General features: G+C 39.8%; 20 protein-coding genes and 1 riboswitch. Of the genes, 17 read left to right on the forward strand and 3 right to left on the reverse strand.

Going from position 1 to position 26,275, the window contains the following annotated elements; translation table 11 throughout:
* Window positions 1-467 precede the first annotated feature (467 nt).
* From PH210_RS22945 to PH210_RS22975, 7 genes are all read left to right on the forward strand, one after another.
* Window positions 468-1,856, forward strand: a complete 1,389-nt coding sequence (locus tag PH210_RS22945; protein ID WP_289988689.1) for a cytochrome c3 family protein — start codon at window positions 468-470, stop codon at window positions 1,854-1,856.
* A 21-nt stretch (window positions 1,857-1,877) separates the two neighbouring features.
* Window positions 1,878-3,038: a cytochrome c3 family protein gene (locus PH210_RS22950; RefSeq protein WP_289988690.1), complete on the forward strand. Its 1,161-nt coding sequence runs from the start codon at window positions 1,878-1,880 to the stop codon at window positions 3,036-3,038.
* Between the two features lie 118 nt (window positions 3,039-3,156).
* Entirely contained in the window at window positions 3,157-3,864 is a 708-nt protein-coding gene (locus PH210_RS22955) for a tetratricopeptide repeat protein (protein ID WP_289988691.1), read from the forward strand.
* Window positions 3,865-3,880: 16 nt separating this feature from the next.
* The gene (locus PH210_RS22960; protein WP_289988692.1) at window positions 3,881-4,843 is read left to right on the forward strand and encodes a 6-bladed beta-propeller; all 963 of its coding nucleotides are present in this window, start codon (window positions 3,881-3,883) and stop codon (window positions 4,841-4,843) included.
* A gap of 99 nt (window positions 4,844-4,942) precedes the next feature.
* A complete protein-coding gene (locus PH210_RS22965) occupies window positions 4,943-6,055 on the forward strand; it encodes a cytochrome c3 family protein (RefSeq protein WP_289988693.1) in 1,113 nt (370 codons plus the stop codon).
* Between the two features lie 174 nt (window positions 6,056-6,229).
* Window positions 6,230-7,381: a cytochrome c3 family protein gene (locus tag PH210_RS22970; protein ID WP_289988695.1), complete on the forward strand. Its 1,152-nt coding sequence runs from the start codon at window positions 6,230-6,232 to the stop codon at window positions 7,379-7,381.
* Window positions 7,382-7,611: 230 nt separating this feature from the next.
* On the forward strand, window positions 7,612-9,477 hold the full coding sequence (locus tag PH210_RS22975; RefSeq protein ID WP_289988713.1) for a cytochrome c3 family protein: 1,866 nt from the start codon (window positions 7,612-7,614) through the stop codon (window positions 9,475-9,477).
* Between the two features lie 31 nt (window positions 9,478-9,508).
* Here PH210_RS22975 and PH210_RS22980 read toward each other — a convergent pair whose 3' ends face one another.
* Entirely contained in the window at window positions 9,509-11,431 is a 1,923-nt protein-coding gene (locus PH210_RS22980; protein ID WP_289988696.1) for an SEC-C metal-binding domain-containing protein, read from the reverse strand.
* A 268-nt stretch (window positions 11,432-11,699) separates the two neighbouring features.
* On the opposite strand from PH210_RS22980, the gene prfB reads away from it, so the two are divergent.
* The 10 genes from prfB to PH210_RS23030 all read left to right on the forward strand — a co-directional run bounded on the left by prfB (window position 11,700) and on the right by PH210_RS23030 (window position 24,168).
* Window positions 11,700-12,801, forward strand: a protein-coding gene (prfB, locus tag PH210_RS22985; RefSeq protein ID WP_289988697.1) for a peptide chain release factor 2 whose coding sequence is annotated in 2 segments (ribosomal slippage) — window positions 11,700-11,771 and window positions 11,773-12,801 — 1,101 coding nt in all. Because the reading frame shifts where the segments join, the coding sequence is not laid out codon by codon here.
* A gap of 190 nt (window positions 12,802-12,991) precedes the next feature.
* On the forward strand, window positions 12,992-13,858 hold the full coding sequence (locus PH210_RS22990) for a YitT family protein (RefSeq protein ID WP_289988698.1): 867 nt from the start codon (window positions 12,992-12,994) through the stop codon (window positions 13,856-13,858).
* 53 nt (window positions 13,859-13,911) lie between these two features.
* Window positions 13,912-14,238, forward strand: coding sequence for a cytochrome c551 (gene cccB, locus PH210_RS22995; protein ID WP_289988699.1), 327 nt, complete (start codon window positions 13,912-13,914; stop codon window positions 14,236-14,238).
* Window positions 14,239-14,722: 484 nt separating this feature from the next.
* The gene (gene ftsE / locus PH210_RS23000; protein WP_289988700.1) at window positions 14,723-15,409 is read left to right on the forward strand and encodes a cell division ATP-binding protein FtsE; all 687 of its coding nucleotides are present in this window, start codon (window positions 14,723-14,725) and stop codon (window positions 15,407-15,409) included.
* Window positions 15,399-16,292, forward strand: a complete 894-nt coding sequence (ftsX, locus tag PH210_RS23005) for a permease-like cell division protein FtsX (protein ID WP_289988701.1) — start codon at window positions 15,399-15,401, stop codon at window positions 16,290-16,292. Before ftsE ends, ftsX begins: the two co-directional genes overlap by 11 nt.
* Before the next feature lie 208 nt (window positions 16,293-16,500).
* Window positions 16,501-17,799 (forward strand): murein hydrolase activator EnvC family protein, encoded by a 1,299-nt coding sequence (locus PH210_RS23010; protein WP_289988702.1) that lies wholly within the window; start codon window positions 16,501-16,503, stop codon window positions 17,797-17,799.
* Between the two features lie 187 nt (window positions 17,800-17,986).
* A complete protein-coding gene (locus PH210_RS23015; protein ID WP_289988703.1) occupies window positions 17,987-19,441 on the forward strand; it encodes a S41 family peptidase in 1,455 nt (484 codons plus the stop codon).
* Between the two features lie 345 nt (window positions 19,442-19,786).
* A complete protein-coding gene (locus tag PH210_RS23020; RefSeq protein ID WP_289988704.1) occupies window positions 19,787-20,980 on the forward strand; it encodes a PDZ domain-containing protein in 1,194 nt (397 codons plus the stop codon).
* 206 nt (window positions 20,981-21,186) lie between these two features.
* A riboswitch (cyclic di-AMP (ydaO/yuaA leader) is annotated at window positions 21,187-21,327 on the forward strand.
* A 140-nt stretch (window positions 21,328-21,467) separates the two neighbouring features.
* On the forward strand, window positions 21,468-23,378 hold the full coding sequence (gene kimA, locus PH210_RS23025; protein ID WP_289988705.1) for a potassium transporter KimA: 1,911 nt from the start codon (window positions 21,468-21,470) through the stop codon (window positions 23,376-23,378).
* 196 nt (window positions 23,379-23,574) lie between these two features.
* On the forward strand, window positions 23,575-24,168 hold the full coding sequence (locus PH210_RS23030; RefSeq protein ID WP_289988706.1) for an NADPH-dependent FMN reductase: 594 nt from the start codon (window positions 23,575-23,577) through the stop codon (window positions 24,166-24,168).
* Between the two features lie 42 nt (window positions 24,169-24,210).
* Here PH210_RS23030 and PH210_RS23035 read toward each other — a convergent pair whose 3' ends face one another.
* A complete protein-coding gene (locus PH210_RS23035; RefSeq protein ID WP_289988707.1) occupies window positions 24,211-25,266 on the reverse strand; it encodes an ABC transporter permease in 1,056 nt (351 codons plus the stop codon).
* Window positions 25,263-25,988: an ABC transporter ATP-binding protein gene (locus PH210_RS23040; RefSeq protein ID WP_289988708.1), complete on the reverse strand. Its 726-nt coding sequence runs from the start codon at window positions 25,986-25,988 to the stop codon at window positions 25,263-25,265. The genes PH210_RS23035 and PH210_RS23040 overlap by 4 nt, the downstream gene beginning before the upstream one ends.
* Window positions 25,989-26,275: the final 287 nt, after the last annotated feature.

The following is a 26,275-nucleotide window of genomic DNA, read 5'->3' on the forward strand; positions in this document are numbered from 1 at the left end:
ATTTTTTCAAAAAAAATCATATCAAACTTTTTCGATAATTTCCCTTTTCATCTTACCATTTCCTCTATGCAGTGACAACATTGATGGTGTAGAAGCAAATATTGTCAGCCTACTATTAAGACCAATGCTCCATTAAAGATAAGTTCTTTTTTTCGTCAAATATGACAGATTGATGGCTTTTTATGGAAAATCCAATCTAAACAAGATTAATAACGAAATAACCAATCAAATATTTGCATAAAAAGAACAACGTGTGGATATTTATTCAACATTTCACTACCGCCATGGTGCTAATTAAACCTTTTAAAACAACATATTAATAGTGTTTTTAGAGATAATGAACCAACTGATTGGAATGAAGAAATATTCACAAATTGTACATTGGAATAACCTTTCCCAATGTTAGATACTACCTTTAGAGAGGTTAAAATGGAAAATAAATAGATAATGAATCCAGGATGAGAAGGGTGAGAAAAGTGGCCTTTTGGGGGAAAAAAAATAAAGAAAATAATCCCGATACTAGAGAAGAAAGAAAAAAAGTTGGCCCTATTCGCAAACTTTGGCAAAAGTTTCGAAATATAGATTGGAAGAATCCAGTGAACAGATGGAAATTACTCTTTGTCTCACTGATTGGCTGCATTGTTGTTTTTGGCGGGGGATATGGAGTTCTTTCCTTAACCAACTCACCAACCTTCTGTGCCAGCTGTCACGAGATGGCACCAGAGTATTCAACTTATACAGCAAGTGCGCATAACCAGATTTCCTGTGTTCAGTGTCATATTAAGCCAGGGTTCACGAACATGATCACACATAAAATGAAATCTATGAAGGAAGTGTACTACCACGTTACAGGCGTTCCAAAACAAATTGTGCAAACTGAGGAAGAGGCTGTTTCGAACGATAACTGTTTACAATGTCACTCGAAGAACCGGTTGGTTACAGCGTCAGGGGATTTAAAGGTAAATCACAAACAGCATATTGAAAAAGATATCCCATGTGTCACTTGTCACGCTGGTGTCGTTCATGCCAAAATTGCCGGACGCGGTATTAACGTTGAAGAAGCACGCGGTGAATGGACAAAAGAAAATGCAGAAAAATTAATCGAGAAAAAATACCTGCAACCAAACATGGGAACCTGTATTGATTGCCATGACAAGGTAAATAACGGTGAAGAACCTTGGAAGGATGTTGCTTATATTGTTCCTCCAAATCCAGAAGAACTAGAAAAAAAACTTGAAGAGAACAATCAAGAAACTGTAAAAGACACCTCCGCTGAAGCAACAGCTGAAGGAGAAAAGACCGAAGCCGCCTCTTTAGAGCATGAGCAAAAAACACAAGATATCATTTTGCAGGCAATTGGAAAGCAGAAGAAAAATGTGAAAATTTCAATGGAATGTAAGACTTGTCATAAACAAACAGTGATTCCTAAATCACATAAAAAAGTGAATTGGAACCAAAACCACGGCGAAACTGCTGTCCAACAGCTTGATAAATGTATGAACTGTCACCAAGATTCCAAATGGGTACGGGAAATTCCAAAAGAGGATATCATTTCGCTTCTGAAAATGGGAAATCAAAAGATTAAGTACACACCGAATATGACTCTAGCAAAAGATCAAGCGCGAACCAACAATTTCTGTGCAGCCTGTCACGCCGATCGTCCGGATGGACATGGCGAAAGTAATCAATGGTTGACAGGTCACGCTTCTAAAGCCAAAACAAGTGATCAGAAAGCAGAATGTTTCGTCTGTCATGACCAAGATAAACCAAAAGCGGACACTAACGCAGCTAAAGCACCAAAAGATGTTTATTGCAAATATTGCCATAGAACCGGTTTTAAAGATGATAAGAATTAAGGTTTAAGAGGAGGGAAAATAGTGGAAGAAGAACACATAAAACAGACCTCTCCTCCACGGACTCGCTACAAACTATATAAATATTTAACAGTATCACTGTTAGTTATCGTCGTCTTTTTCGCATTGGGATTGATAGGAGTGGAATCTACTTCGAGTTCAAAATTCTGCTCCTCGTGCCATGAGATGAAGCCGGAGTATTACACGTGGAAGGCGTCCACACATAGCGAAGTAGATTGCGTTAAATGTCATATAGGCTCAGGTACAAAAGAATATGCTCAAGCGAAGGCCAATGGTCTTCTACAGGTATACAAGAAAGCGACGCAAACGTACACAGCGCCTATTCGAATGCCTAAGGAAATACCTGATAGTGCCTGTGAGAGCTGCCATGATGTATCCAAACGCGATGTCACAGCATCCGGGGATATTATCATCCCCCATGATAAACACAAAAACAAAGATATTGAATGTATCCAATGCCATAACGGTGTTGCTCACGGTAAAATTGCCGATCGGAAAATGACGTTCCAAACCGACTATGATAAATGGGATTCTAAAACCGGTGTTTCTGCGATGGCGGATTTCAAATTCATCCGTCCAGATATGGACACCTGTGTGGAATGCCATAAGGCTCGTAAAGTAACCACTGAATGCTCAGCCTGTCACAAAACGGGTATGATCCCTAAAAGCCATAAAAAAGCTGATTTTAAAACAAAAACGCATGGAAAGCTGGCGGAAGAAAATTTAAAGAAATGCCAACAGTGCCATAATGATATGTCGAAGGAACCTTTAAAAGGGTATGAGGATCCATCTGTAATTGATAGTTTCCTTAATCAGGATAATACTCTCACAAAACAAAAGAACCAATACGACTATGCAAAAGAGAATACATTTTGCAAGGACTGCCACAGCAAGCGTCCGGCTAGCCATGATAGCAGCTTTTTCAGCAGTCATGGATCGATTGCAATCAAAAATCAACAATCTTGTATCGCATGCCATGATGTGAAAAAGTCTAGTACCGCAACTGGAAATCAAGTGAATTGCTCAAGCTGTCATCCGAGCAAACATAGTCAAAAGAATTTCAAAGAAAACCATCCTATTCCGTTAGAGGGAGTTAAGAGACCCTCAGAAAAATGCTATACGTGCCATTCAAAACCAAAGTGTACAGCATGCCATAAGCAATAGTGCAGTATAAACCCGTGTAACAGTCAGTACCTGTGATTTAGAGCGATATAGGTTCTGAAAGTACCGATAAGGCGATCATGGGTAATCAGAAAATACAAGTGAATTTGAGGTGGATATTATGGAAGCTAGAGAGCTGCCAATCAATCCAGAAAAAGAAATAAACGAAAGAGCAAAGTTGAAGGAAAAAAGTAAGTATTTTACTAAATTACAAGCTTTTATGCTTTTATTTGCTACTTTAATTCTAAGTGTAGGCGGAGGCTATTTTGTAAGTGAAAAATATTTATGGTCCAATTCAGACCAAAGCCGGCTTGATAAACAAATCGATTATTATCAAGCATTAGTGGATGATAAGCCAAATAATGCTGAAAACCGGGTGAATTTAGGCTACTCCTACTTTGTAAAAGGTGATAACGACAATGCCATTAAACAATTGAAGGTGGCAACCGACCTAGATAGCAAATACTTTGGTGCCTATTTTAACTTAGGTCTTGTTTATATTAAGGAAGAAAGATACAACGATGCTTTAAAGCAGGCTCAAAAAGCAGTAGAGTTAGGACCTCGTAATTTTAAAGCACATCTGCTATCAGGAATGGTTTATCGCAATTTGAAAATGTATGACGAAGCGAATAAATCTCTTAAAGAAGCCCTAAAGTTAATGCCGACTAATACAGATATCATCACCGAAATTGGACGAGTGGCAGAGGATCAAGGCAAAAAGAAGGAAGCTGAGAAGTTTTTCAAAGAGGCTTTAACCTATGATCCGCTTTATAAACCTGCCTCTGAAGGTCTGGAGAGAATTGCTGCAAAAGGCAAAGACAACAAATAGAAGGAGCTGACCACACTTGAAAAAGAGAACTGTTTATATATTGATGAGTAGTATTGTCGCACTTTCCGTTGCCTTTTTTGCAGCAATCTATTTCTTTAATTTAGAATCGACGATCAAACCGATTGTTGCCAAAGTAGATCCGAGCGGACCGCCGATATTTACGAATGCCCTATACGGGGAGTTTAATGCACCGCTAAATAAACCAATGGATGTAACAAAAATTGGGGAATTTGTTTATGTAAGTGATACAAATAACAAACAAGTGCAAGTGTTTGACCAGTCAGGTACTTCGGTGTTTAAGTTCGGGAAAGAAGGTACAAAAGAAGGCGAATTTAAATTCCCATATGGAATAGCAGGAGATAAAGATGGCAATGTTTATGTTGCCGATTTATACAATGCCAATATTTCTATTTTCGATTCGAAAGGTAAGTTTCTCAAATACTTTAATGATAAAGAAAAATTGCTAAAATCACCCGGCGGGCTGCGGATTGTTGATAAAAAGCTCTATGTTACTGATATTAAAGCAAATAAATTGTTTGTTTTTAATTTAAGTGGAGAGAAACTACTGGAAATCGGCGGCGCTGGTATGGAAGAAGGTAAATTCATCGCACCAAACGCGGTAGCGGTCGATAATGATGATCATATTTACGTTACAGATTCAGGGAATAATAGAGTCCAAGTTTTTGATAAGTCTGGCAAATTCATCAAAATTATCAATGGATCAAAAGACGGAAAAGGGGATCCTACCTTCCTAAATCCAAGAGGGGTTGCCGTCGATTCTAAGGGCAATGTTTTTGTGGTAAACAATCTTGCACATAATATTTATGCTTTTGATAAGAATGGAAAGGAATTATATGAATTAGGTGGAATGGGAACTGAAAATGATAAACTCTATCTTCCAAATGGGCTGTTTATTGACGATCGAGACACCTTGTTTGTGACAGATACTATCAATCAAAGAGTATCCGTTTTCTATTAAAATTCCCCTTCCAAGTAAGGGAGGTGAGCCGGAAAAAGTAAAATTCTTGCATTTTACAATTAAATAAAGAGAGAGAGAGAAATTTGGGAGGTTTTAGAAATGAGTAAGTTAAGAATTGGGTTATCAACTGTCTTTATGCTTATGTTATTGAGCATATTCAGTGCAGTTGCCTTTGCGGAGGATGGCGTACCGCCTACTTCTACAAACCCTGCACCTGGAATCCATGTTGGTGATGTTGATAACTTTGGTAATCAAAGTACTCACAGAACACATGGTAATTTCCAAAACAACACGAACTCTTGTGCAAACTGTCACAGTACGCACAACGGTGAAGATGAAATGTTGTTAATGAAAGATGGAGAATATGAGCTTTGCATGTCCTGCCATGATGGAACAATGGGTTTTTATGATGTTACAAAAGGAAGCGGTGCAGGAACTTTTGATGATTCCCATTTAAGTTCATCAATGCACAATGTTGATTCAGACTTGTTAGTGAAACAAGCACCTGGTGCAGTAAAGAATACCTCGACAGATATTTTAGAATGCTCTAGTTGTCATAATCCACATGGTTCAGCTAATGACAGATTATTGAAAGAAACAGTGATTGGAACTACACCTTTCGCTTACAATCCAACCACATTTGTGTCGGTTCCAGTGGGCACTAAAACGATTAATCTTGCCTTGACAGAGGATCCTGACTATACGGCTATCAACACACTTACAGGTGGCGGATTAAAAATCACAAAATCAATCGGTCCAAAAGATACACTTGATAAACAATACTATTCTCAATTCTGTTCTGCCTGTCACGATGACTACTATGGAAAGAGATCATCAGGCAGACCTAGCAATGCAACGAAAACAGATACACATGACTATCTGTTCTCACATACTACAAACTCTACATCACAAGGAAGAAACTGTGCTGCCTGTCACTATGCACACGGTACAGATGTAACAACTTTAACAGATGCATTAGGACAAAAAGTTGCTGACCTTACTAAGCCGGTTGCGGATGGCGGAAAATATGGCTGGACAGAAGAAAAAGCTGAAGCATATATGAAAGATGTAAGCGTTAAAGGCTCTTCATTAAAGAAATACACGAACATGGCAATCTGTTTTGCTTGTCACGCAACTAGTATTTCAAATCAAATTGATCCAAAATACATCGGTCCAGACGGCCGTTTCATCGGAAGAGGACTAATCAGATAATATTTTAGCAGTTTATTGGCAAGAAAAAGTTGATTTCAGAACAAGGTAGCAATTTTAGTATTGTTACCTTGTTTTAAATTAAGGGGGTGGTGAAGAAAAGAAAGTCTATTATTCTGTTCACCAAACAAAAAAGAGAGAAAACAAACAGAGAGAGATTTTAGGGAGGTTTTTAGAGTGAGTAAGTTAAAAATCAGTGTGTCTGCACTATTCATGCTTATTTTACTAAGCATGTTCGGCGCTCTTGCTTCTGCAGAAGAAGTGAAACTACCATCTAATGTTGGAACTGTAGATAACTTTGGAGACAACAATACGCACAGAACACATGGTAATTTCCAAAACAACACAAACTCTTGTGCAAACTGTCACAGTACGCACAATGGGGAAGACGAATACCTGTTAATGAAGAGCGGCGAATATGAGCTCTGTATGTCCTGCCATGATGGTACAATGGGCTTCTATAACGTTAAAGCAGCAAGTGAAGCTGGTGTTATGGGTTCTCATGAAGAAAGTGCTTCTATGCACAATGTAGATTCAGATTTAGCAGTCAGTGCTGCCCCTGGTGCATTAAACAATAAATCTACTGCTGTATTTGAATGCTCAAGCTGTCATAATCCACACGGATCAGCTAATGACCGTTTATTAAATGAAACTGTTGCCGGTAAGCAATACGGTAACAACTATAATGTCACTATCGTTGGCTACGCTGAAACAATTACGAAATTGAATCAGGTTCCAACTGGTACAAAAGCTATTAAGCTTAACTTAGTAGAAGATCCTGCATACGCTGCTATTAATAGTGCTACAGGTCTATCAGGCTTAAAAATTTACAAATCAAATGGTATCTATAATAAACCTGCTGATGGATTAACACAAGCACAGGTTTATGATTACAAATTGAACTACTCTGAATTCTGTGCAAGCTGCCATGACGATTACCTAAAAAATAGAGAAAATGGCCCTAGAGCAGACGGAGTACACTATACACATACTACAAACAGCACTAAGCAAGGCAGAAGCTGCGTGGCATGTCACTATGCACATGGTACAGATATTACAACATTAAGAGATACAGCTGGTAACACAATTGCTGATTTACAAACTAAAAAAGGGTGGACTGAAGTACAAGCTAAAGCTTATATGAAAGATGTAAGTAAAAAAGGTTCTTCCTTAAAGAGATTCACAAATATGGCTGTATGTTGGGCTTGTCACCAATCTACACACCAAATCGCCAATACTCCGGGAACAACAAATTATCCTAATACTACAGATGCTAGCAAGTACTTTGTTCCTGGTGGAGATTACTCCGGTAAGAACTTAATAAAATAAAAAAATGCTAACAAATAGCCTCACTATTTGTTAGCCCTGATTAATATCATAGTAAACAAGGTGACAATATCACTATTGTTGCCTTGTTTTTATTATTGCATCTGGACTAGAAACTGTCAAAAATATTTAATTTAACCATGAAAATTAATGTTTAATCAGTTGATATAATTAAATAAAAAGCCTTTACTTTTTGTAAAGGCAATTAGAAAAGGATGAATACCGTGAAAAGGATGAACTTCAAACGAAAAATAATTTCATGCATTGTCATATGGGGCGTAATTATTGGTTCCCTCCTTTCCTATTCTCCTGATACTCATGTTCTATCGGCTGGGGGTGTACCGGAAATCAGTATCATCGCCCCCCCAGAGGAATCGGTGTTTGATGCTTCAGCGGTCGAAGTTACCGGCACCATTACAGATGATGATACACCGCCTGAAAGCCTTCTTGTAAAAGTATTTGATCAGCAAAGCGCTGCCCAGCAGCCGAGAGAGATTACAAATGAAGGAACGCTGACGATCAAACCAAACGGTCCTTCTGCTGATTTCACTTATGTGAAGAATGATTTTAGTGTGGGAAATCATACAGTCTCCATTATAGTCACAGATAAGGATGGCATTAGCAGTTCGCCTATTGAACGGACCTTTACGGTAAATCAGTCTGGATCCGAGGAGACGACAGGCACTGAAATAGGAGCTGAAAATCAGGCTGCCGATACAGGACAAACTTCAACAACTACAGAATCAAGTACCAGCCAACTATCTATCGTAACCGGTGTTCTAGCTGCAGACACACTGGGAAAAAGACCTTACCTGGCAAAAATGTATCTGATTCCAATTGATGCTTCAGAGGAATATGTACCAGATGGAGACGTTCCTAGCAGCTATTTACCAGTAGAGGATATGACTCGTGTACCATTGGATTATAAGATATTACTAGATATCAGAAGCACAGAACCATTAATCGATATTAAAACGCAGCCATTGTTCACTTCTTTTGGTGATATTACAGGAGTTGAAAGGTTAGTAAAAACGGCCGCATTGTCGAATGATCTTAAATCCTATGTATATTCATTTACACCAGATAAGGATTTTTTACCAAGAACTACTTATAATGTTTATTTAAATCCAAAATTCAGTACTGTATCACAAATTCCCATTATTCCTAGGTTCCTAAAATTCACTACTGTCAGTAAATATGAAGAATATCAATTTCCTGCTGACAAAGGAGACACTTCGACTAATTACAGGGATAACGACTATGTTCATGGGCCGTTTTCCGTTGTAACCAATGCATGTTCATATTGCCATAGTACACATAATGGTACCAATGAATTTCTCATAAATGGTAAAAAAGGTGAAAATGAAAATGATATGTGTATGGCGTGTCATGATGGGACTGGTTCACCAAAGATTGAAGATAATAGTCAGCATAGTAAACATTTTGAGAGTACAAGTGTTTCATGTTCTAGCTGTCATGACCCTCATACCCCAGGGACAAAAGATAATCCAAATAGCATTCACCGAATGGCGAGTGGAAATGGTCCTTTATATAGCTACAAAAAAGCAGGAACAGCTGCAGGGATTTCAATGGACTTCTCATTATGTTTTAGTTGTCACAATGGAAGCAAAGCAAAAAATATTGAAAAGTATTATACAGACGGGACCTTTAAGAGCCAATCCGGACATAATATACAAGCAACAATTGACAGCGGAAGTTCGCTAAATGGCCAGCTTCCATGTGCTGATTGCCATGAAACACACGGAGCAGCTAATTTGAACATGCTCAGAACAGAGCTTGGCAACGAAAAGCTGCAGGGTGAAAAACCTAAGACTGATCAGCTTGATGATAATTGGTTTAGTAAGACAGATGGTGATTGGGACATCGATTCGCAGCGTAAATTTTGTTTATCGTGCCACAATGGTCAAACCGTATTATATGGTGAAACAGGCAAAGCCATCTATGATAAAGAAACAGGGATAAGCCTGACAACTACTGTTGAACATAATAGAAAAAGTACAACAGCATGCTCAGAATGTCACAGCGATAGCAAATCATTTATTGATACTGCACATGGACCTAAAAGGATTACTCCATAAAAAAGAGCGGAACTTTTCCGCTCTTTTTAACTTATTTAATACTTTTTAACCACTCTTTCAGCCCCTCAATCTTCCTCCACAAATGCAAATGCATGTCGGCATATACAATTGCTTCATTTTCATCTCCAAACCCGTAAAATTCTGGGGTGTAGGCCGGAAGAAGTTTTCGTCCCGTTAGATAGGAAATGACATGTTTGTTCTCTTTTTTTGCCGCCTTTAAGAGCTTAGCTGCATTTGCTGTAAAACCATTATTGTGCAGCTCAAGCAACAGCTTATTGTAATAATATTGGGCAGATTCCTCTTCGTATTGTTCGAGCAAAACCCTTGCCTTATTCATTTCACCCAAATCGATATAGGCTACAAACAAAGAGTAACGAACACCTTGATTATCCATAGGGTTTAACTCGAGCAATTCTTCATACTGCGTGGCTGCCTCAGGGATTTTTCCTAAGAGAGATAGGGACTCAGCATAATGGAGTTTTGCCCGCATAAACGGTCTTGTTTCGACTAGCCCCCAGAAGTAGCCGGAGTTTTCTTTGAAAAACGCTTTGCCTAGTTCTCTCTCACCGGCTTGAATTCCTTTTTCATAGAGAAGAATCGCTTCTTCAAGACTCTTTGTTTTTTCTGCGAGAATGACGTAGGCATCGGCACAATCTGGATTAAGCTTTAGTGCTTCTTCAGCTAGTTTATATCGATGTTTTCCTTCTGTCTGCATGGCATCGTAGATCATATTTCTAGCTCGTTCTTGAGCGCTTCTCGATATCTTTTTCGAAGGGCTTTTTCCTTTTTTCGCAGCCTTTTCAGCACTTGGCAATGTCAGCACATTGGATTCAACCACATTTATACTCCGGCTTTTAGGAAACTCAATCACGGTTGCTTCCTCAAATGGCGGATCTTCGCCGTCATTGAATACGAGTCCCATCAGCTCAGTAATTTCTGATGATAGTGCAGATTCCAGCTCTGAATAAATTGAGCTGATACCTCCTGGAGAAACTTCATAAAGTTCAGCTAATTCCTTTTGAGTAAACACTTTTTCCATAGGAGCGATGGTAGAAAGTAAATAATGAAGGGCAGCTGCATAAAGGTACGGATTTTGGATGCGTTTTTGTTTTTTTAGGCAAAAATTCAGCCAAAGAATAACGCCTGTATCGACAATCGGGGTCGGCACGCCAAAGGCATCAAGCCTATTTTTGAAAATATCCGCGACTTCTTTATAAATCGGTGCTGGCCAATCCATTTCGTCAATATCAAGCAAGCCGCCAATCATCGGAAGTTCACTCAAAATCTCCATGAAAAAATCAGTCAGGTACTCTTGTGGAGAATCATAATCTTCGTCTTTGCTGCCATCCTTAATATATTGGAAGGCATGTTCGGGCTCTATTTCCGGCAAATCAAATGGGGATGGGAAAAAGACATAGTTTTGTTCGTAGGGCATCAAAATTCCAACGAAGAAGGAGCCTTCCTCAATGGTAACCGGCATGCCTGTAACGACCGCATCCATTTGTTCGCCAGTAAACCCGTCTTCAATGGTCATTTTGTTATTTTCCAGGGTAATGACCTGTCCGGCAATGGCTCTGGCATTCGTCCAGGTTTGTAAAATTTGCTTTAGTTTCGGACGCTTCATTTTGCCAGTTTCCGAAGCAATAAATTTCTTGATGATTGTCTCTCCGTCTTCTAATTCTTCAAAAAGCGAAAACCAAATGGTATGGATCAATTCATAAAAATGCAATTCCTGTTCATTATCAATGTCCGTGAAAGTCTCGAAGGCTTCAAAATCCTCTTGAATGTCACGTCCATAGTGATAGACAGCAAAATGAATCAGCTGCTTTTGCAGGTCATCAATTTCCCCTTCAAGGATTTGCGAGATAGAAATAGCTTCATTTGCGCCGCAGCACTTTTTATACTTTTTCCCGCTGCCGCAAGGACAAGGGTCATTACGGTTTATTTTCTCCAACTCACTCCGCTCCTTTATATCCTGATTTTTGTGAGAATGTTATGTAGAAAACTAAAAGAATTTATGTGCATTTTGTCCAATTTGTTCATATTTAATAGTACCATTTTTGACAGGATGGTAGATGAAATATACGAAGTATTTTTTCTATCAAACGGTCAAGTTTTGAATTTTATACGGCAATCACGCTATAATGGATAAGAACTGAGCGATGACTTCAGAATATACTAAAATACAGGGTATGATTTTTACTTTTATAGAGGTGACGAAAATGGAATTAGCAGAAATTCGTAATGAACTGGAAAAAACAGCTAAGAAATTAGCGGACTTTAGGGGGTCTCTTTGACCTTGAAAATAAAGAAGCCAGAATCGCTGAGCTAGAGGATGCTATGCTGCATCCTGATTTTTGGAATGATCAGCAGGCTGCACAAACTGTTATTAGTGAAGCTAACGGTTTAAAAGATCAGGTGAATGAGTTCAATGAATTAAATGACTCATTAGAAAACTTGGAACTGACCTATGAACTGGTCAAAGAAGAAAATGATGCCGAACTGTTTGCAGAGATGGAAGACGAGCTTCTGCAGTTAACCGGCCGCTTAAATCAATTTGAACTGCAGCTTCTTTTAAGTGAAGAGTATGATAAAAATAATGCGATTTTAGAGCTTCATCCTGGTGCCGGTGGAACGGAATCACAGGACTGGGGATCAATGCTTCTTAGGATGTATACACGCTGGGCCGAAAAGAAGGGCTTTAAGGTGGAGACACTGGATTACCTGCCCGGCGATGAAGCGGGGATAAAAAGTGTGACTTTGTCGATAAAAGGTCATAATGCTTATGGCTATTTAAAAGCAGAGAAAGGTGTTCACCGGCTTGTGCGGATTTCGCCGTTTGATTCCTCAGGGCGTCGCCATACTTCGTTTGTCTCTTGTGAAGTGATGCCTGAATTGAACGATGATATTCAAATCGAAGTCCGGACAGAGGATTTAAAAATTGATACGTATCGTGCGACCGGTGCGGGCGGACAGCATATCAATACAACGGATTCAGCGGTGCGGATTACTCACCTTCCAACTGGTGTGGTAGTGCAGTGCCAGTCAGAGCGCTCACAAATAAAGAACCGTGAAGCTGCCATGAAAATGCTAAAAGCCAAGCTCTATCAACGGGAAATTGAGCGACAGGAACAAGAACTATTGGAAATTCGCGGTGAACAAAAGGAAATCGGCTGGGGGAGCCAAATACGGTCTTATGTCTTCCATCCTTATTCAATGGTAAAGGATCACCGAACCAGTACGGAAAGTGGTAACGTTCAGGCTGTAATGGACGGGGAATTAGATCAGTTTATAAACGCTTATTTGCGTTCAAGAATTTCATAAAAATGTTAAGGCCTTTGTCGATAGGTTCGGCAAAGGCTTATTTATTTTTCATGAAAACTATTGCAATAGTAAATGCTAATAAAAATTTAATCCTTTAATACGTCAGCCCAATGCCATTTACAGCCTAATTGGGTCATGCTATACTCACTCTCGGTTAGTGAAATGAAGAATTTTAGAGGAGAAAGCAATCATGAATATTTTAAGCAATATTACCAATACATATCCGAAAACGAGAGTGGCGATTGATTATGTATTTGTCTTAATCGGCTCTGCAATCATTGCGGTTGCCTTTAATTTGTTCCTGCTGCCAAACCAAATCGCCTCTGGGGGTGTAAGCGGCATCAGCACGATTCTGAAAACGGTCCTTGGCTGGGAGCCGGCATATGTACAGTGGGCATTTAATATTCCGCTGTTTATTGCCGGTGTTATTTTATTAGGAAAGCAATTTGGGGTAAAAACCTTAGTTGGTACGATTTTTCTGCCGATGGTTGTATTTGCTACAAAAAATTTAGAACCATGGACACATGATGCGCTCCTTGGAGCTTTGTTTGGCGGAATTGGTGTCGGTCTCGGCCTTGGAATTGTTTTTAGAGGGAAAGCATCGACAGGAGGAACGGATCTAGCCGCCCAAATTATTAATAAATACACAGGATTTACGTTGGGTAGATGTGTGGTTATGATTGATGGAATTATTGTTCTAAGTGCTGCCATCGTATTCGATATCGAAAAAGGGCTGTATGCTTTAATCGCTCTCTATGTGACAAGTAAAACAATTGACTTGATACAAGTTGGATTTGGCCGGTCGAAAATGGCGATGATCATTACCAATAAGCAGGAGGAAGTTCGGGAAGGTATTTTGAAAAAAGTTGACCGGGGAGTGACCAAGCTTTCTGCACATGGGGGATTTACTGATAATGAACGTCCCGTGTTAATGTGTGTGGTCGATCAATCGGAGTTCACAAAATTGAAACAATTGGTTAAAACTCTTGATCCATCTGCATTTGTCGTTGTTATGGATGCGGCAGAGGTGCTAGGTGAGGGTTTTAAACGGGCCTAGTACTAGTTTATACTATTATAGTAATGGAATTTTTTTCTGTAGGGGGAAAAATAATGAAAAAAAAGCTACTAACGCTATTAATGGGGACATCTTTAGTAATGGGACTTGCAGCGTGCGGCGGCGGCTCAGACGATGACAATGGCAAGGATACTGCTTCTGGCGGTGAGGCAGTAAAGATTGTTGATCAAAAATGCTCAGGCTGCCATGGCGGGGATTTAAAGGGGGCAATGGGGCCGGACTTAACTAAGATTGGATCTAAATACTCTAAAGATGAAATTTTAGACATTCTTAAAAATGGCAAGTCAGGCGGAATGCCAGCGAACCTAGTGGAAGGCGATGACGCTGAAACCGTAGCGGCATGGCTTTCAGAAAAAAAATAAAAGGATTGAAAAACGTTCTGTCAAATCACCAGAGCGTTTTTTTATTTATCTGAAATGTGCAGTTTTCGCGAGATTATGTAGGAAATCAGCGAAATAAATGCTAATTTCCGCGGAATAAAATTGAAAACCCGCGAAATAAACCAACAATTCCGCGAAATCCCCGTTAAAACCCGCGAGATCCCCGAATCCCTCTAAAATTAATAGACCTTCTTTCCTACCGAATAAATATGCAAGCGAAAAAAATCGACAAAACCATCTTGGTATTTTTAAAAAAAAGAGCATTAACATTAGATAATTATGGCGGATTTTGTATTCTTTGAAAAGAAACTGTAATATTTTTACCGCTTTTTTTGACGATTTATGATGTTATAATAATATCATGCGCAATTTTGCACACATTGTCTTGGAAATTGGCCGTTTTTGAAAATAAAAGAAGAATTTTGTCGAATTTTCTAAAATAAACTCTAAAACTAGGTGATATAAAATGATAGAACTGCAAGAGGTATATAAAAAGTACCCGAACGGCGTAACGGCCGTAAATGGAATAGATGTCCGGATCAACCAGGGCGAATTTGTTTATGTCGTTGGCCCAAGTGGTGCCGGGAAATCGACCTTCATTAAAATGATGTACCGTGAGGAAGTACCAACCTCAGGAACCATCATGATGAACGGTGTGAACTTAGCAAAACTAAAGATGAAAAAGGTTCCCCTTTTCAGACGGAATCTAGGTGTTGTTTTCCAAGACTTCAAGCTGCTTCCTACTCTAACAGTCTATGAAAATGTTGCGTTTGCATTAGAAGTAATTGAAGCACAGCCGAAGTATATTAAAAAACGGGTTATGGAAGTTCTTGACCTTGTGAACTTAAAGCATAAGATTAAAATGCTGCCTTCCGAGCTTTCCGGTGGTGAGCAGCAGCGTGTTTCCATCGCTCGCTCCATCGTCAACTCACCGAAAGTTGTTATTGCAGATGAGCCTACTGGAAACCTGGATCCTGATACGTCTTGGGAAATTATGAAGATTTTTGAAGAGATAAATGAAAGAGGAACAACAGTTGTGATGGCAACCCATAACAGGGAAATCGTTAATACATTAAGGCATCGCGTGATCGCTATTGAAGGCGGAAAAATCGTACGTGATGAGCAGAAAGGTGATTACGGTTATGAAAATTAGAACAATTGGCCGTCACGCCCGCGAAAGCATAAAAAGCATTGGCAGAAATGGCTGGATGACCTTTGCATCCGTTAGTGCTGTTACCGTTACATTAATTTTAGTCGGCGTCTTTTTCGTTATTATGATGAATCTTAATAGAGTGGCAGAGACCATTGAAGAGGACGTGCAAATCCGCGTTCACATCGACGTTGCTGCAAACAAACAGGATCAGCAAGCTTTAAAAAGTGAGATTGAAAAGATTCCTGAAGTAAAAAGTGTCAAATTCTCACCAAAGGAACAAGAATTAAAAGACTTAGTGCAAAGCCTTGGTGAAGAAGGAAAGGCCTTTAAGCTATTTGAACAGGATAATCCGCTGAACGATGTATTTATCGTAAAAACGAAAAAACCGACAGATACCATGAAGGTTGCAAAACAAATTGAAAAAGACAATTTCGTGGCAAAAGTAAAATACGGGCAGGGCAAGGTTGAAAAATTATTTAAATTTATCAAGGCAAGCCGAAATGTCGGGATTGTCTTAATTATCGGCTTATTCTTTACAGCGATATTCTTAATCTCTAACACCATTAAAATTACCATTATTGCTAGACGCAGAGAAATTAAGATTATGAGATTAGTAGGGGCTACCAATAATTTCATTCGCTGGCCATTCTTCCTTGAAGGACTGTGGCTTGGAATACTTGGTTCAATATTACCGATCATCCTGATCGCAATTGCCTACTATCGTGCTTATGACTATATCGGACCGAAGCTTCAGGGAACGTTTATCAAAGTTCTGCCATTTGATCCATTCGTCTATCAGGTTTCCGGCATCCTCATTTTAATGGGGGCTTTGATAGGAGTATGGGGAAGCGTCATGTCCGTTAGGAAGTTTTTAAAGGTTTAGGCTGTATAAAAGACTATTGTTGATTTTTAGCACTGTTGATTGGAGCGAAGCGTCTGGAGCGCAAATCAACTACTATTTTAAAAGACCCAAGGTTTAAAAATCATCAGGGAGGGCTCATTACGTAGTCCTTCCTGATTTCTTCGTGTTAATAAACAGACAGATAAAGAACGATTTACCTGTACATAGAGAAATGGGAGGAGAAATCGAGATGAGGAAAACATTAATAACTCTCGCTACCGTTGCCGCAGTGGGAATTGGAACCATTTTTGCGGGAGTTCCGGCTAAGACAAGCGCAGAATCCATCTCTAAACTAAAAGGCGACCAAAATAAAATCCAAGAGCAGCGTTCCGATGTGAAATCAGGAATAAATGCATCAAATGATAAAATCAGTAACCTGCAAAGTCAGCAGGCAGACGTAAAGGACGAAATGAAGCGCCTGGACTATGCCATCACAGACGCGACTAATAAGATTAATAATGAAACGGCTAAAATAGAAAAAACCAAAGTAGAAATTACAAAACTTGAAGAAGAAACAAAGGTTTTAAAGGATCGAATTAAAAAGAGAAATGTACTCTTAAAGGACCGTGCGCGCAGTTATCAGGAAAATGGCGGAATGGTCAACTATCTCGATGTCTTAATGGGCTCCGAAAGCTTTAGTGATTTCATTGACCGTGCCAATGCGGTCGCCACCATCATGCAAGCGGACCGGGATATTTTAAAGCAGCATGAAGCCGATAAAAAGGAACTTGAAACAAAGCAAGCACAAGTGGAAAAAGACCTTGCCAGCCTCCAGGCCATGGTGGCAAACTTAGAACAATTGAACAAGCAGCTGGCTGCTCAAAAGGCGGAAAAAGATAAATTATTAGCCAGTCTTGTGGAGCAGGAACAAGAAGAACACGATCATGTTATGGATTTAAAAGAGCAGGAAGAAATCTTGGCAGCACAAGAGGCAGCGGTTCAAAAGGCCATTCAATTAGAACAAGAAAAACAAGCTCAGGCGGCAGCAAGGGCAGCAGCCAATAAAAACAACTCCTCAAGCTCAAGCTCAAGTTCAAGTTTAAGCAGCGGCGGCGGAGCGAGTTCTGGAGCCGTACCGGGTGTTTCCAGCGGCTATTGGACACAGCCGGCTGTCGGAACATTCACTTCCGGATTTGGCGGACGCGGTTCAGAATTCCATTATGGTGTAGATATTGCCAATCGAACTCAGGTTCCAATTGTGGCTGCGGCAGATGGCGTTGTTATTCGATCCTATCTGTCCAGCAGTTATGGAAACTGTATTTTCGTTTCGCACTCCATTAATGGACAAGTTTATACCACTGTCTATGCCCATATGAGCTCTCGGATGGTTGGTAATGGAGCTGTTGTGAAGAAAGGCCAGCAAATCGGTGTCATGGGTAACACTGGTGATTCTACTGGACAGCACTTACACTTTGAACTTCATAAAGGTCCGTGGACACAGGATAAGCGTAATGCCATCAATCCTGTAGGAATTGTTCCACTGCCATAATAAAAAATAGGAGAAGCTTTGATGCTTCTTCTTTTTTTATATTCTTTTTTAATCCCTCATATGGTTCGTCCACATTTCTATTCATAACTCGTCCATTTCTTTCATATATGTTAATAATCGGGCAGGAAAATGATGCCTTTATATAAAAATAGATAGGAAATAGGCAATTAAGCTGAGGAGGATCTCAATGAATCGAAAATGGATTGCCCTGTTAATGACGGGTTCGCTTCTCACGGGAGCGGGGGGCACATATGCAGGAATGCAGTTTTTTGAAAAAAAACAATCAAGCTCCGCCCTCGAGCAAGCATTATCTCCAAAAAATAAAGCTGTAAATTCTGCATCGGAAACTGCCGACTTGGGAAAGGTCGAACAAGCCTATGAGTTGATTTCAAGCCGATACGTTGAAAAAGTAGACAATGACAAGCTGGTTGAAGGGGCCATTCAAGGGATGCTTTCCGTTTTAAAGGACCCTTATTCGGTTTATATGAACAAGGAGACAGCCCAGCAATTCACCCAATCTTTAGAATCATCTTTTGAAGGAATCGGCGCTGAGGTCGGCATGGTGGATGGCAAAATTGTTATCGTCTCTCCTTTTAAAGATTCCCCAGCTGAAAAAGCAGGCATTAAGCCAAACGATCAAATTCTAAAGGTAGACGGCAAGAGTGTGGAAGGACTTGACCTAAATAAAGCGACGTTAAAAATCCGCGGCAAAAAGGGCACCACTGTAAAGCTGGAGATAGCCCGTAATGGATTAAAAGAACCGCTCACTATTGAGGTGAAGCGTGATGAAATTCCCCTTGAAACCGTCCACGCTTCGGTTAAAAAGCAAGATGGCAAAAAGGTCGGTTATATTGAAGTGACGTCATTTTCAGAAGATACAGCAGCAGATTTTAAAAAGGATTTAAAGGCTTTGGAGAACGATCATATCAAAGGTCTGATTATCGATGTCCGGGGAAATCCGGGTGGATTTTTGGAGAGCGTCGGTGAAATCTTAAAAGAATTTGTGCCGAAGGATAAGCCATATGTGCAAATTCAGGAACGAAACGGTGATAAGAGACGCTATTTCTCTACTATTTCTCAAAAGAAGGATTATCCAGTAATTGTTTTGATAAACAAGGGCAGTGCATCAGCTTCGGAAATCTTGGCTGGATCCCTTAAGGAGGCCGCTGGTTACCAGCTGGTCGGTGAAACCACTTTTGGCAAAGGAACGGTGCAGCAGGCTGTACCAATGGGGGATGGAAGTAATATTAAATTAACCCTAGCTAAATGGCTGACCCCAGATGGAAATTGGATTCATAAAAAAGGCATTAAACCAGATGTCGCCATCAAGCAGCCGGCCATTTTTGGAACTCATCCGCTTCAGGTTGAGAAGCCGCTTGTGGAGGACATGAACAATGAGCAAGTAAAGAGCGCCCAAGAAATTCTTGACGCCCTTGGATTTGCTCCAGGCCGGACAGACGGATACTTTAGTTCCGAAACAAAAATTGCTGTAAAAGGTTTCCAGCAACAATATAATCTGACACCGACAGGAAAAGTGGACAGTAAAACAGCTGCTAAACTGGAGGAAATTGCGATTAAAGAAATGAAAAAAGAGAAAAATGATCTCCAGCTTCAGACGGCGTTAAGGCTGATTACAAAATAGGAAACAGGGGCTTTTGGCCTCTGTTTTTTTGTCATTTTTTTCTACTATCGAAGTTGATTCGCGGAATAAACTGCTTTTTTTGCGGAATTTTCGAGAATTTCCGCGGAAATAGCGGCTAAGTTTGCGGAATAAATCTAAAATTCCGCGGAATTCCGGCAAAAGTCCGCGGAAAGTAGTGGCAGTTGCTCGCAAAGACACAAAAAGGCCTGCCGAAATTAGTAAGAAAGACATTTTTTCATTTTTCTAGAAACTAGCAATATGTTTTATGGTTGTTATTTGGTAAAATAATCTTTAAGAGATTTTTTACTAGAATGCTAGAAATTTAATAGAGGCAGGTGACAGGAATTGGTGCAAATATGGCTTGTAGAGCTTCTTAAAGGGACAGGCAAGTTATTTCTTAATCCTGTTTTATACTATCTCGTTTTCCTTGCAGGGATTTTAGGTGTCATGAGGGTGAAACGTGAAAGAAAAAATTTTCATATTCGGGCATATGATGCCTATTTTGAACTCCGGCAGTTGTTTCCAACTGGCCTTTTAATTGGTCTTGTGCTTTCCATTATTGTTGTCGCGGCAGGTATTGTCGTTCCTTTTGCCGCAATCTTGCTAATCGCCGGGTTTACGTTTTTGTGGTCTCTTACAACAAATGTTCGTTGGGTTTCACCAGCCTATACGGTAGGCGCAGCCTTTTTTGCTATCATTTTGTTTGCGGAAAATAACTGGTCCATTCCCCCATTTACGGATGCCTTTCATTCCATTGGTGATAAGGTGTATCCTTCCATGGTCATCATATTGGGGCTTTTGTTAATCGCGGAAGGGATGATGATTGTTAAAAATGGAAGTATTGGGACCTCTCCTAAACTAGCAAAAAGCAAGCGAGGGCAAAGCATTGGAGTCCATGAAGTGAAGCGAATCTGGATGCTCCCAATGTTTTTCCTGATTCCAGGTGATGTTCTTCATCTTCCATTCGAATGGTGGCCAGTCTTTCATATCGGTGCGAAGGAATTTTCGCTTATCCTTGTTCCTTTTGCGATTGGTTTTCACCAACAAATTAAAGGAATGCTGCCAAAAGAAGCTGTTGAGCTGCATGGCCGGAGAGTCATCTTCCTTGGAAGCCTTGTTACGATCCTTTCCACAGCCGGCTATTGGAATCCGCTATACGCCATTGTGGTTGCCTCATTGGCTATCATTGGCCGTGAGTCTTTAGCATTACTTGCTTATTTGAAAGATGAAGGACTTCCATTTTATTTTTCAAAAAAAAATCAAGGCCTGATGATTATCGGGATTATACCGGAATCACCTGCCGATAAAATGGGACTTCAAGCAGGGGAAATCATCGCAAAAGTCAACGGAATGCTGGTACTTGATGAAAAAGTGTTTTACGAAGCCCTGCAAAAAAACCGTGCCCATTGCAAACTCGATGTTCTCGACACAAATGGCGAAATTCGCTTCGTTCAGCGGGTTTTATTTGAGGGGGATCACCACGAGCTGGGGATTCTTTTCGTGCATGATGAACGTAAATATGATGAGAAAATTGGTTAGAGAAGGGCTGCTTCCGGCAGCTCTTTTTTTATTGGTAAACCGATAAAAGTAAAAAATGATTAGAGTGTGGAGAAAAATAGAGCTTTTCTTAGAATAATTAAGCAAAGTAATATATTTTATATCTTTTCCCCCGATTACGGACCTTTTAAAGTAAATTTAATCATTTACATTCCAATCATTAAGGAATAAAATTGCTTCAAATGAATTTAATAAATCGGCTTAATCCTGAGGAATCTCAGGAACGGAGGAACCAATTATTTGGGGTTAATTCTGGAATCAGAAGGGATGAGAAACTCTTTCGCCATCCTACCCGTCAGCTAACTTCGTCGGCTAAAGCGAAGGAGGTCAAAGACCGCCTAATTCAGGGGGCTTTTTTTGTTTTGCAAAAATAGCTTCTTAAGAAAAAATGTGGTCTTTTTATTATGCCTTTTTTTGCTAAGCTGGGCCGCGGCGCTTCATTTATTCCATAAAAAGAAGGGATTTTACCGTGACACATCCATCACAGATTTTAGAATTTATTTTTGCCGCCATTGCTTTAATCGCAATTTGGTTTTCCATCACTAATTTCAGCAGTGTTAAACGAATATTAATTGGAAGGCCGATGCGAACAGCAGAATTGAACGCCCAGCACAATAAATTGCTTTGGTATATTGCGCTTCCTATATTGTCAGCGGATCTGTATTCCTCTGTTTCCTACGGACCCGAATCTGGGATCACCGAGCTGATAAATTTAGGATCAGAAGCAAAATGGTATATTATACCAATAACGATTTCTACCATCATCCTTTTGGCCATTTTGATCCTTTCCTATATTATGGGAATACTTGCCTATCCCAATGGCGGAGGAGCTTATGCGATTGCAAAGGATAACTTTAAGCAACGCTGGATATCTCTAGTGGCATCCAGTTCATTACTGGTGGATTATATCTTAACCGTAGCGGTTTCCGTTTCTGCTGCACTGGAAGCAGTCTCATCCGCCTATCCTGTTGTGGCTCCCTATGAAACAGTGCTTGCTATTTTTTGTGTTTTTATTTTATTAATAGTCAACCTTCGGGGTGTGGCAGAATCGGCTAAAATATTTGCCTGGCCAACCTTGGGATTCATGGCCTGTATGTTGATTTTGATTGGTTTTGGTTTTATCGATGAGGTTAATCATGGATTTGTTCAACGTGCCACGCCGCAGTTTGGCACGGTTCCAGACGGATTGACGCTCTTGGTATTATTAAAGGCATTTAGTTCCGCATGTTCTGCGCTTACAGGAATCGAGACCATTTCAAATGCGATTCCAGTTTTCAGGGAACCACAACAAAAAAGTGCAATCAAAACGTATATTGCCTTAGGAACGATTACATCTATCACTCTCTTAGGGTTTGCGTATCATTTGTATGTTAGAGGTATTTCTCCTGACCCTCATAATACCATGTTATCACAATTAACCCAGTATTATTTTGGACATGGGATTGTCTATCAAATTATCATTTGGTTTACATTTATCGTATTAATTCTGGCAGCCAATTCCACCTTTACAGGCTTTTCACAACTAGCTGCCATCGTAGCTGCCGACGGTTATTTACCGCGTGGACTTACAAATAGGGGAGACAGGCTGGGATATTCAAATGGAATTATTGCTTTGGCTGCAACAGCGAGCCTGCTGATTCTTGCCTTCCACGCTCATACGAACGCTTTAATTCCTTTATACGCCATTGGGGTTTTCTTATCCTTTACCGTAGCACAATTTGGCTTAGTGAAAAGGTGGAGACGTGTTAAGGGATCACATTGGAAAATGAAATTTGCCATTAATACTGTTGGTGCTTTTATCACGAGTATAGTAGCGGTTATTTTTGCAGTCACAAAATTTACAAGCGGGGCTTGGGTAGTTTTAGTCGTTATACCTGTGTTTATTCTCGGTTCCATTTATGTGCAGAGACATTATAAGGCTGTTGCAGCCGAGTTAAGAATAGATCTTAAAACGGAACATCCTGAAACGAACAGAGTCATAACCATCGTACTTGTTTCGGGAATTCATCGAGTCATCATAAATACATTATCTTTTGCCAAAAGTTTAGACCAGGAGAATTTATTAGCCGTTTATGTAGGCTTTGACGATGAGTCCATGAAAAAGATGGAAGCCAAGTGGGAAGAGTGGGGGACACCTTGCCGATTACTTACATTAAAAAGTAAATATCGGTCCATATTAGAACCACTAACAAGGTTAATCCATATTATTGAAGAAAAAGAACAATATAAAGCTCAAATCCATATTATTATACCTCAATTTATTCCTAAAAAATGGTGGCATAACTTATTGCACAATCAAACAGCATTACTGCTTCGTTTATGGTTAATAAGGCATAAAGATGTTGTCATTTCCACTGTACCTTATCATTTAAAAAAATAACTTAACAATATTAGGGCAAAATCCACCACAAGCGATTCTGCCCTATTTTTTTAAACCCTTAACAGGATAAGATAAAAATGGTTGACAAAATGTGAAATGTATTATATTATTATTTCGAATTAAAGATATTTAAATTTGAGATGAGATAAATCAAAATATCTCAAATTGAGATTTTTACTTTTAGGTGGTGCTAATAATGGGATTATTAGATAAATTATTTGGAAAAACATCCGAGGAGGAAAAAACTGTGGAAAAATTAAACATTGGTATAATTTTAGGAAGCACTCGTCAAGGACGCGTAAGTCCACAAGTGGGAGAATGGATTAAAGGAATTGCTGACAAACGAGGCGATGCTAATTACGAAATCGTCGATATCGCAGATTTCAATTTACCATTCTTAGGCACAACTGACGGTTCTGAACCAGGCATTGCTGCATGGAACCAAAAGCTTGCTGAACTTGATGGTTTTGTATTCATCGTTCAAGAATACAACCACAGCATCACAGGCGCATTAAAAAATGCTCTTGATTTTGCTCGTGAAGCTTGGAATGACAAAGCTGCTGGAATCGTCAGCTATGGATCAACAGGAGGAGCGCGTGCGGCTGAACACTTACGCGGCATCTTAGGAGAATTAAAAGTGGCTGATGTTCGTACACATCCAACATTGTCATTATTTACTGATTTCGTTAACGGAAGTGAATTCAAGCCAGCTGAATTACACCTTACAAATGTAACGGCTATGCTTAACGAAGTCGTTTCTTGGAGCGGTGCATTAAAAACAATCCGATAAAAAACTTGAGGGGATGATTATATTAATCATCCCCTCTCTTTATTATAATTTCCGGTATTTTTTCATAGATAAGATATTTAAAATGACAAAAATCAGTGCGAAAATGACCAAAGCCAAAAGATCACCGCTGATTTCACTAAAACTAAATCCCTTATACATAACGCCCCTTAAAGCGTCCCCGGCATAAAACATTGGGAACAGCTTTGCAATTACCTGCAGCCAATCGGCCATTCCTTCAAGCGGGAAAATCCCTGCAAAAAAGATTTGTGGAACGACCGCGATGGGGATAAACTGCATCATTTGAAATTCAGAAGCGGCAAAAGTTGATAACAAGGTTCCTAAAGAAAGAGCGACCAAGGCTAACAGCAGATTAATCAGCAAGACATTCCAAATCGATCCGACCAGCACGATATTCAAAACATTAATCGCATAAAAAACGACGATACATGTTTGAATCACTGCAAACATGCCATAACCGGCGAGGTAGGCTGTAACAATTTCTCCCCTGCGAATGGGAGTCGACAATAACCGTTCCAATGTTCCGGTCGTCCGCTCGCGCAATAAACCAATTCCTGAAATGATGAATACAAAGAAGAAGACAAAAAATCCAACTAATATCGGGCTTAACACATCAAAAAAGACTGTATCTTTATTTCCATAAACGTAGTTTGTTTCAATCTTTTTGGGCATCATGCCTGCGAGTGCCGGATTTTGCTGGATCAGTTTGGACTCTGCGATAGCCACAACAGTTTGATTAACCTTTGCCTGCAAACCCCTAGCTGACGTAGGATCATCATTTTGAAGTGTCAAATTCATTTGCCCGTCTTTCTGGACCAGCAGCCCGTTCAGATCATCATCCACCACTGTATTTTTTGTTACATTCTCATATTCCCTTACCTTTATATCGGCATTCTTTAGAGCTTTTATTAGACTGGTATCCACACCCGATACGCCTAATTTCGGTTCAACTGTATTCCCATTAAATAAAAAATACATCAAGGTCAAAATCAACAGCGGTGCAACAAACATTAAGGCTAACGTTCGTTTGTCACGAACCATTTGCTTTATGATTCTTTTGATTAGCGCCATCGTTCTCATGACTGCTTCACCCCGGCTTTCCGGAATACCTCATCGAAATCATCTGTACCGTATAATGCTTTTAACTCATTAGGCGTGCCGCTTGTCAATATGCGGCCGTCGCGAACCATGGCGATATAATCACATTTAACAGCTTCATCCATCACGTGGGTGGTCACAATAATCGTTTTTTCATCCTCATTTTTTAAACGTAATAATTCATTCCAAATCGACAACTTCAATTCGGGGTCAATCCCAACTGTAGGTTCATCCAAGATTAAAATTTTCGGATCTTGGATGAGCGCTATCGCCAGGGAAAGCCGACGCTTCATCCCGCCAGAATAAGCTGCAACCCGTTTCTTGAGATCACCCGTCAGGTTGACTAAGTCCGCAGCATAAGCAATTCGCTTCTTTCGCTCTTCTTTATTAAGCTTATATAGAGAAGCAAAAAATTTAAGATTTTCTTCACCGGTCAGTTCTACATACAAGGCATCGGATTGTGCCATATAGCCTATTTCCTGCAACAGGGCAAGATTTGGCATCGGTACATCTAATACATGAATCGATCCGGCATCCGCTTTTTCCATGCCAACAATCATTTTAACTAATGTGGTTTTCCCTGCCCCCGATGGACCGATTAGTCCGTATAATTGCCCCTTCTCAATCGTCAAATTGACGTCATTTAAAACGGGCTTTTTTCCGAAGCTCTTGCTAACCTGCTCCACTTTAATGGTTGGATTCATCAAAAAACGCCTCCTTATCAAGCACTGTAATGAACACCGTGTTGACCATCTATACCTTAATATTAAAATGCCATAGCAGGAAATACAATGAACAATAATGAGGAAAGTGTTCATTGTTACTGGTTAGACTCCGAAGATTGCTTTTTCTTCGATTCGCCGATAAAAGGCATGGATTCGCCGATAAATCCAAATATTGATGCTAGCATAAAAAGTGGACACAGGTAGTGGCGTCATGTTTAAATCATAATCAACAATATTAAGGACGTGTTTTACATGGCGAAAAAACA

Origin of the sequence: Paenibacillus sp. BSR1-1, from assembly GCF_030403775.1 — a bacterium.
GTDB lineage: Bacteria > Bacillota > Bacilli > Bacillales > Cytobacillaceae > Neobacillus.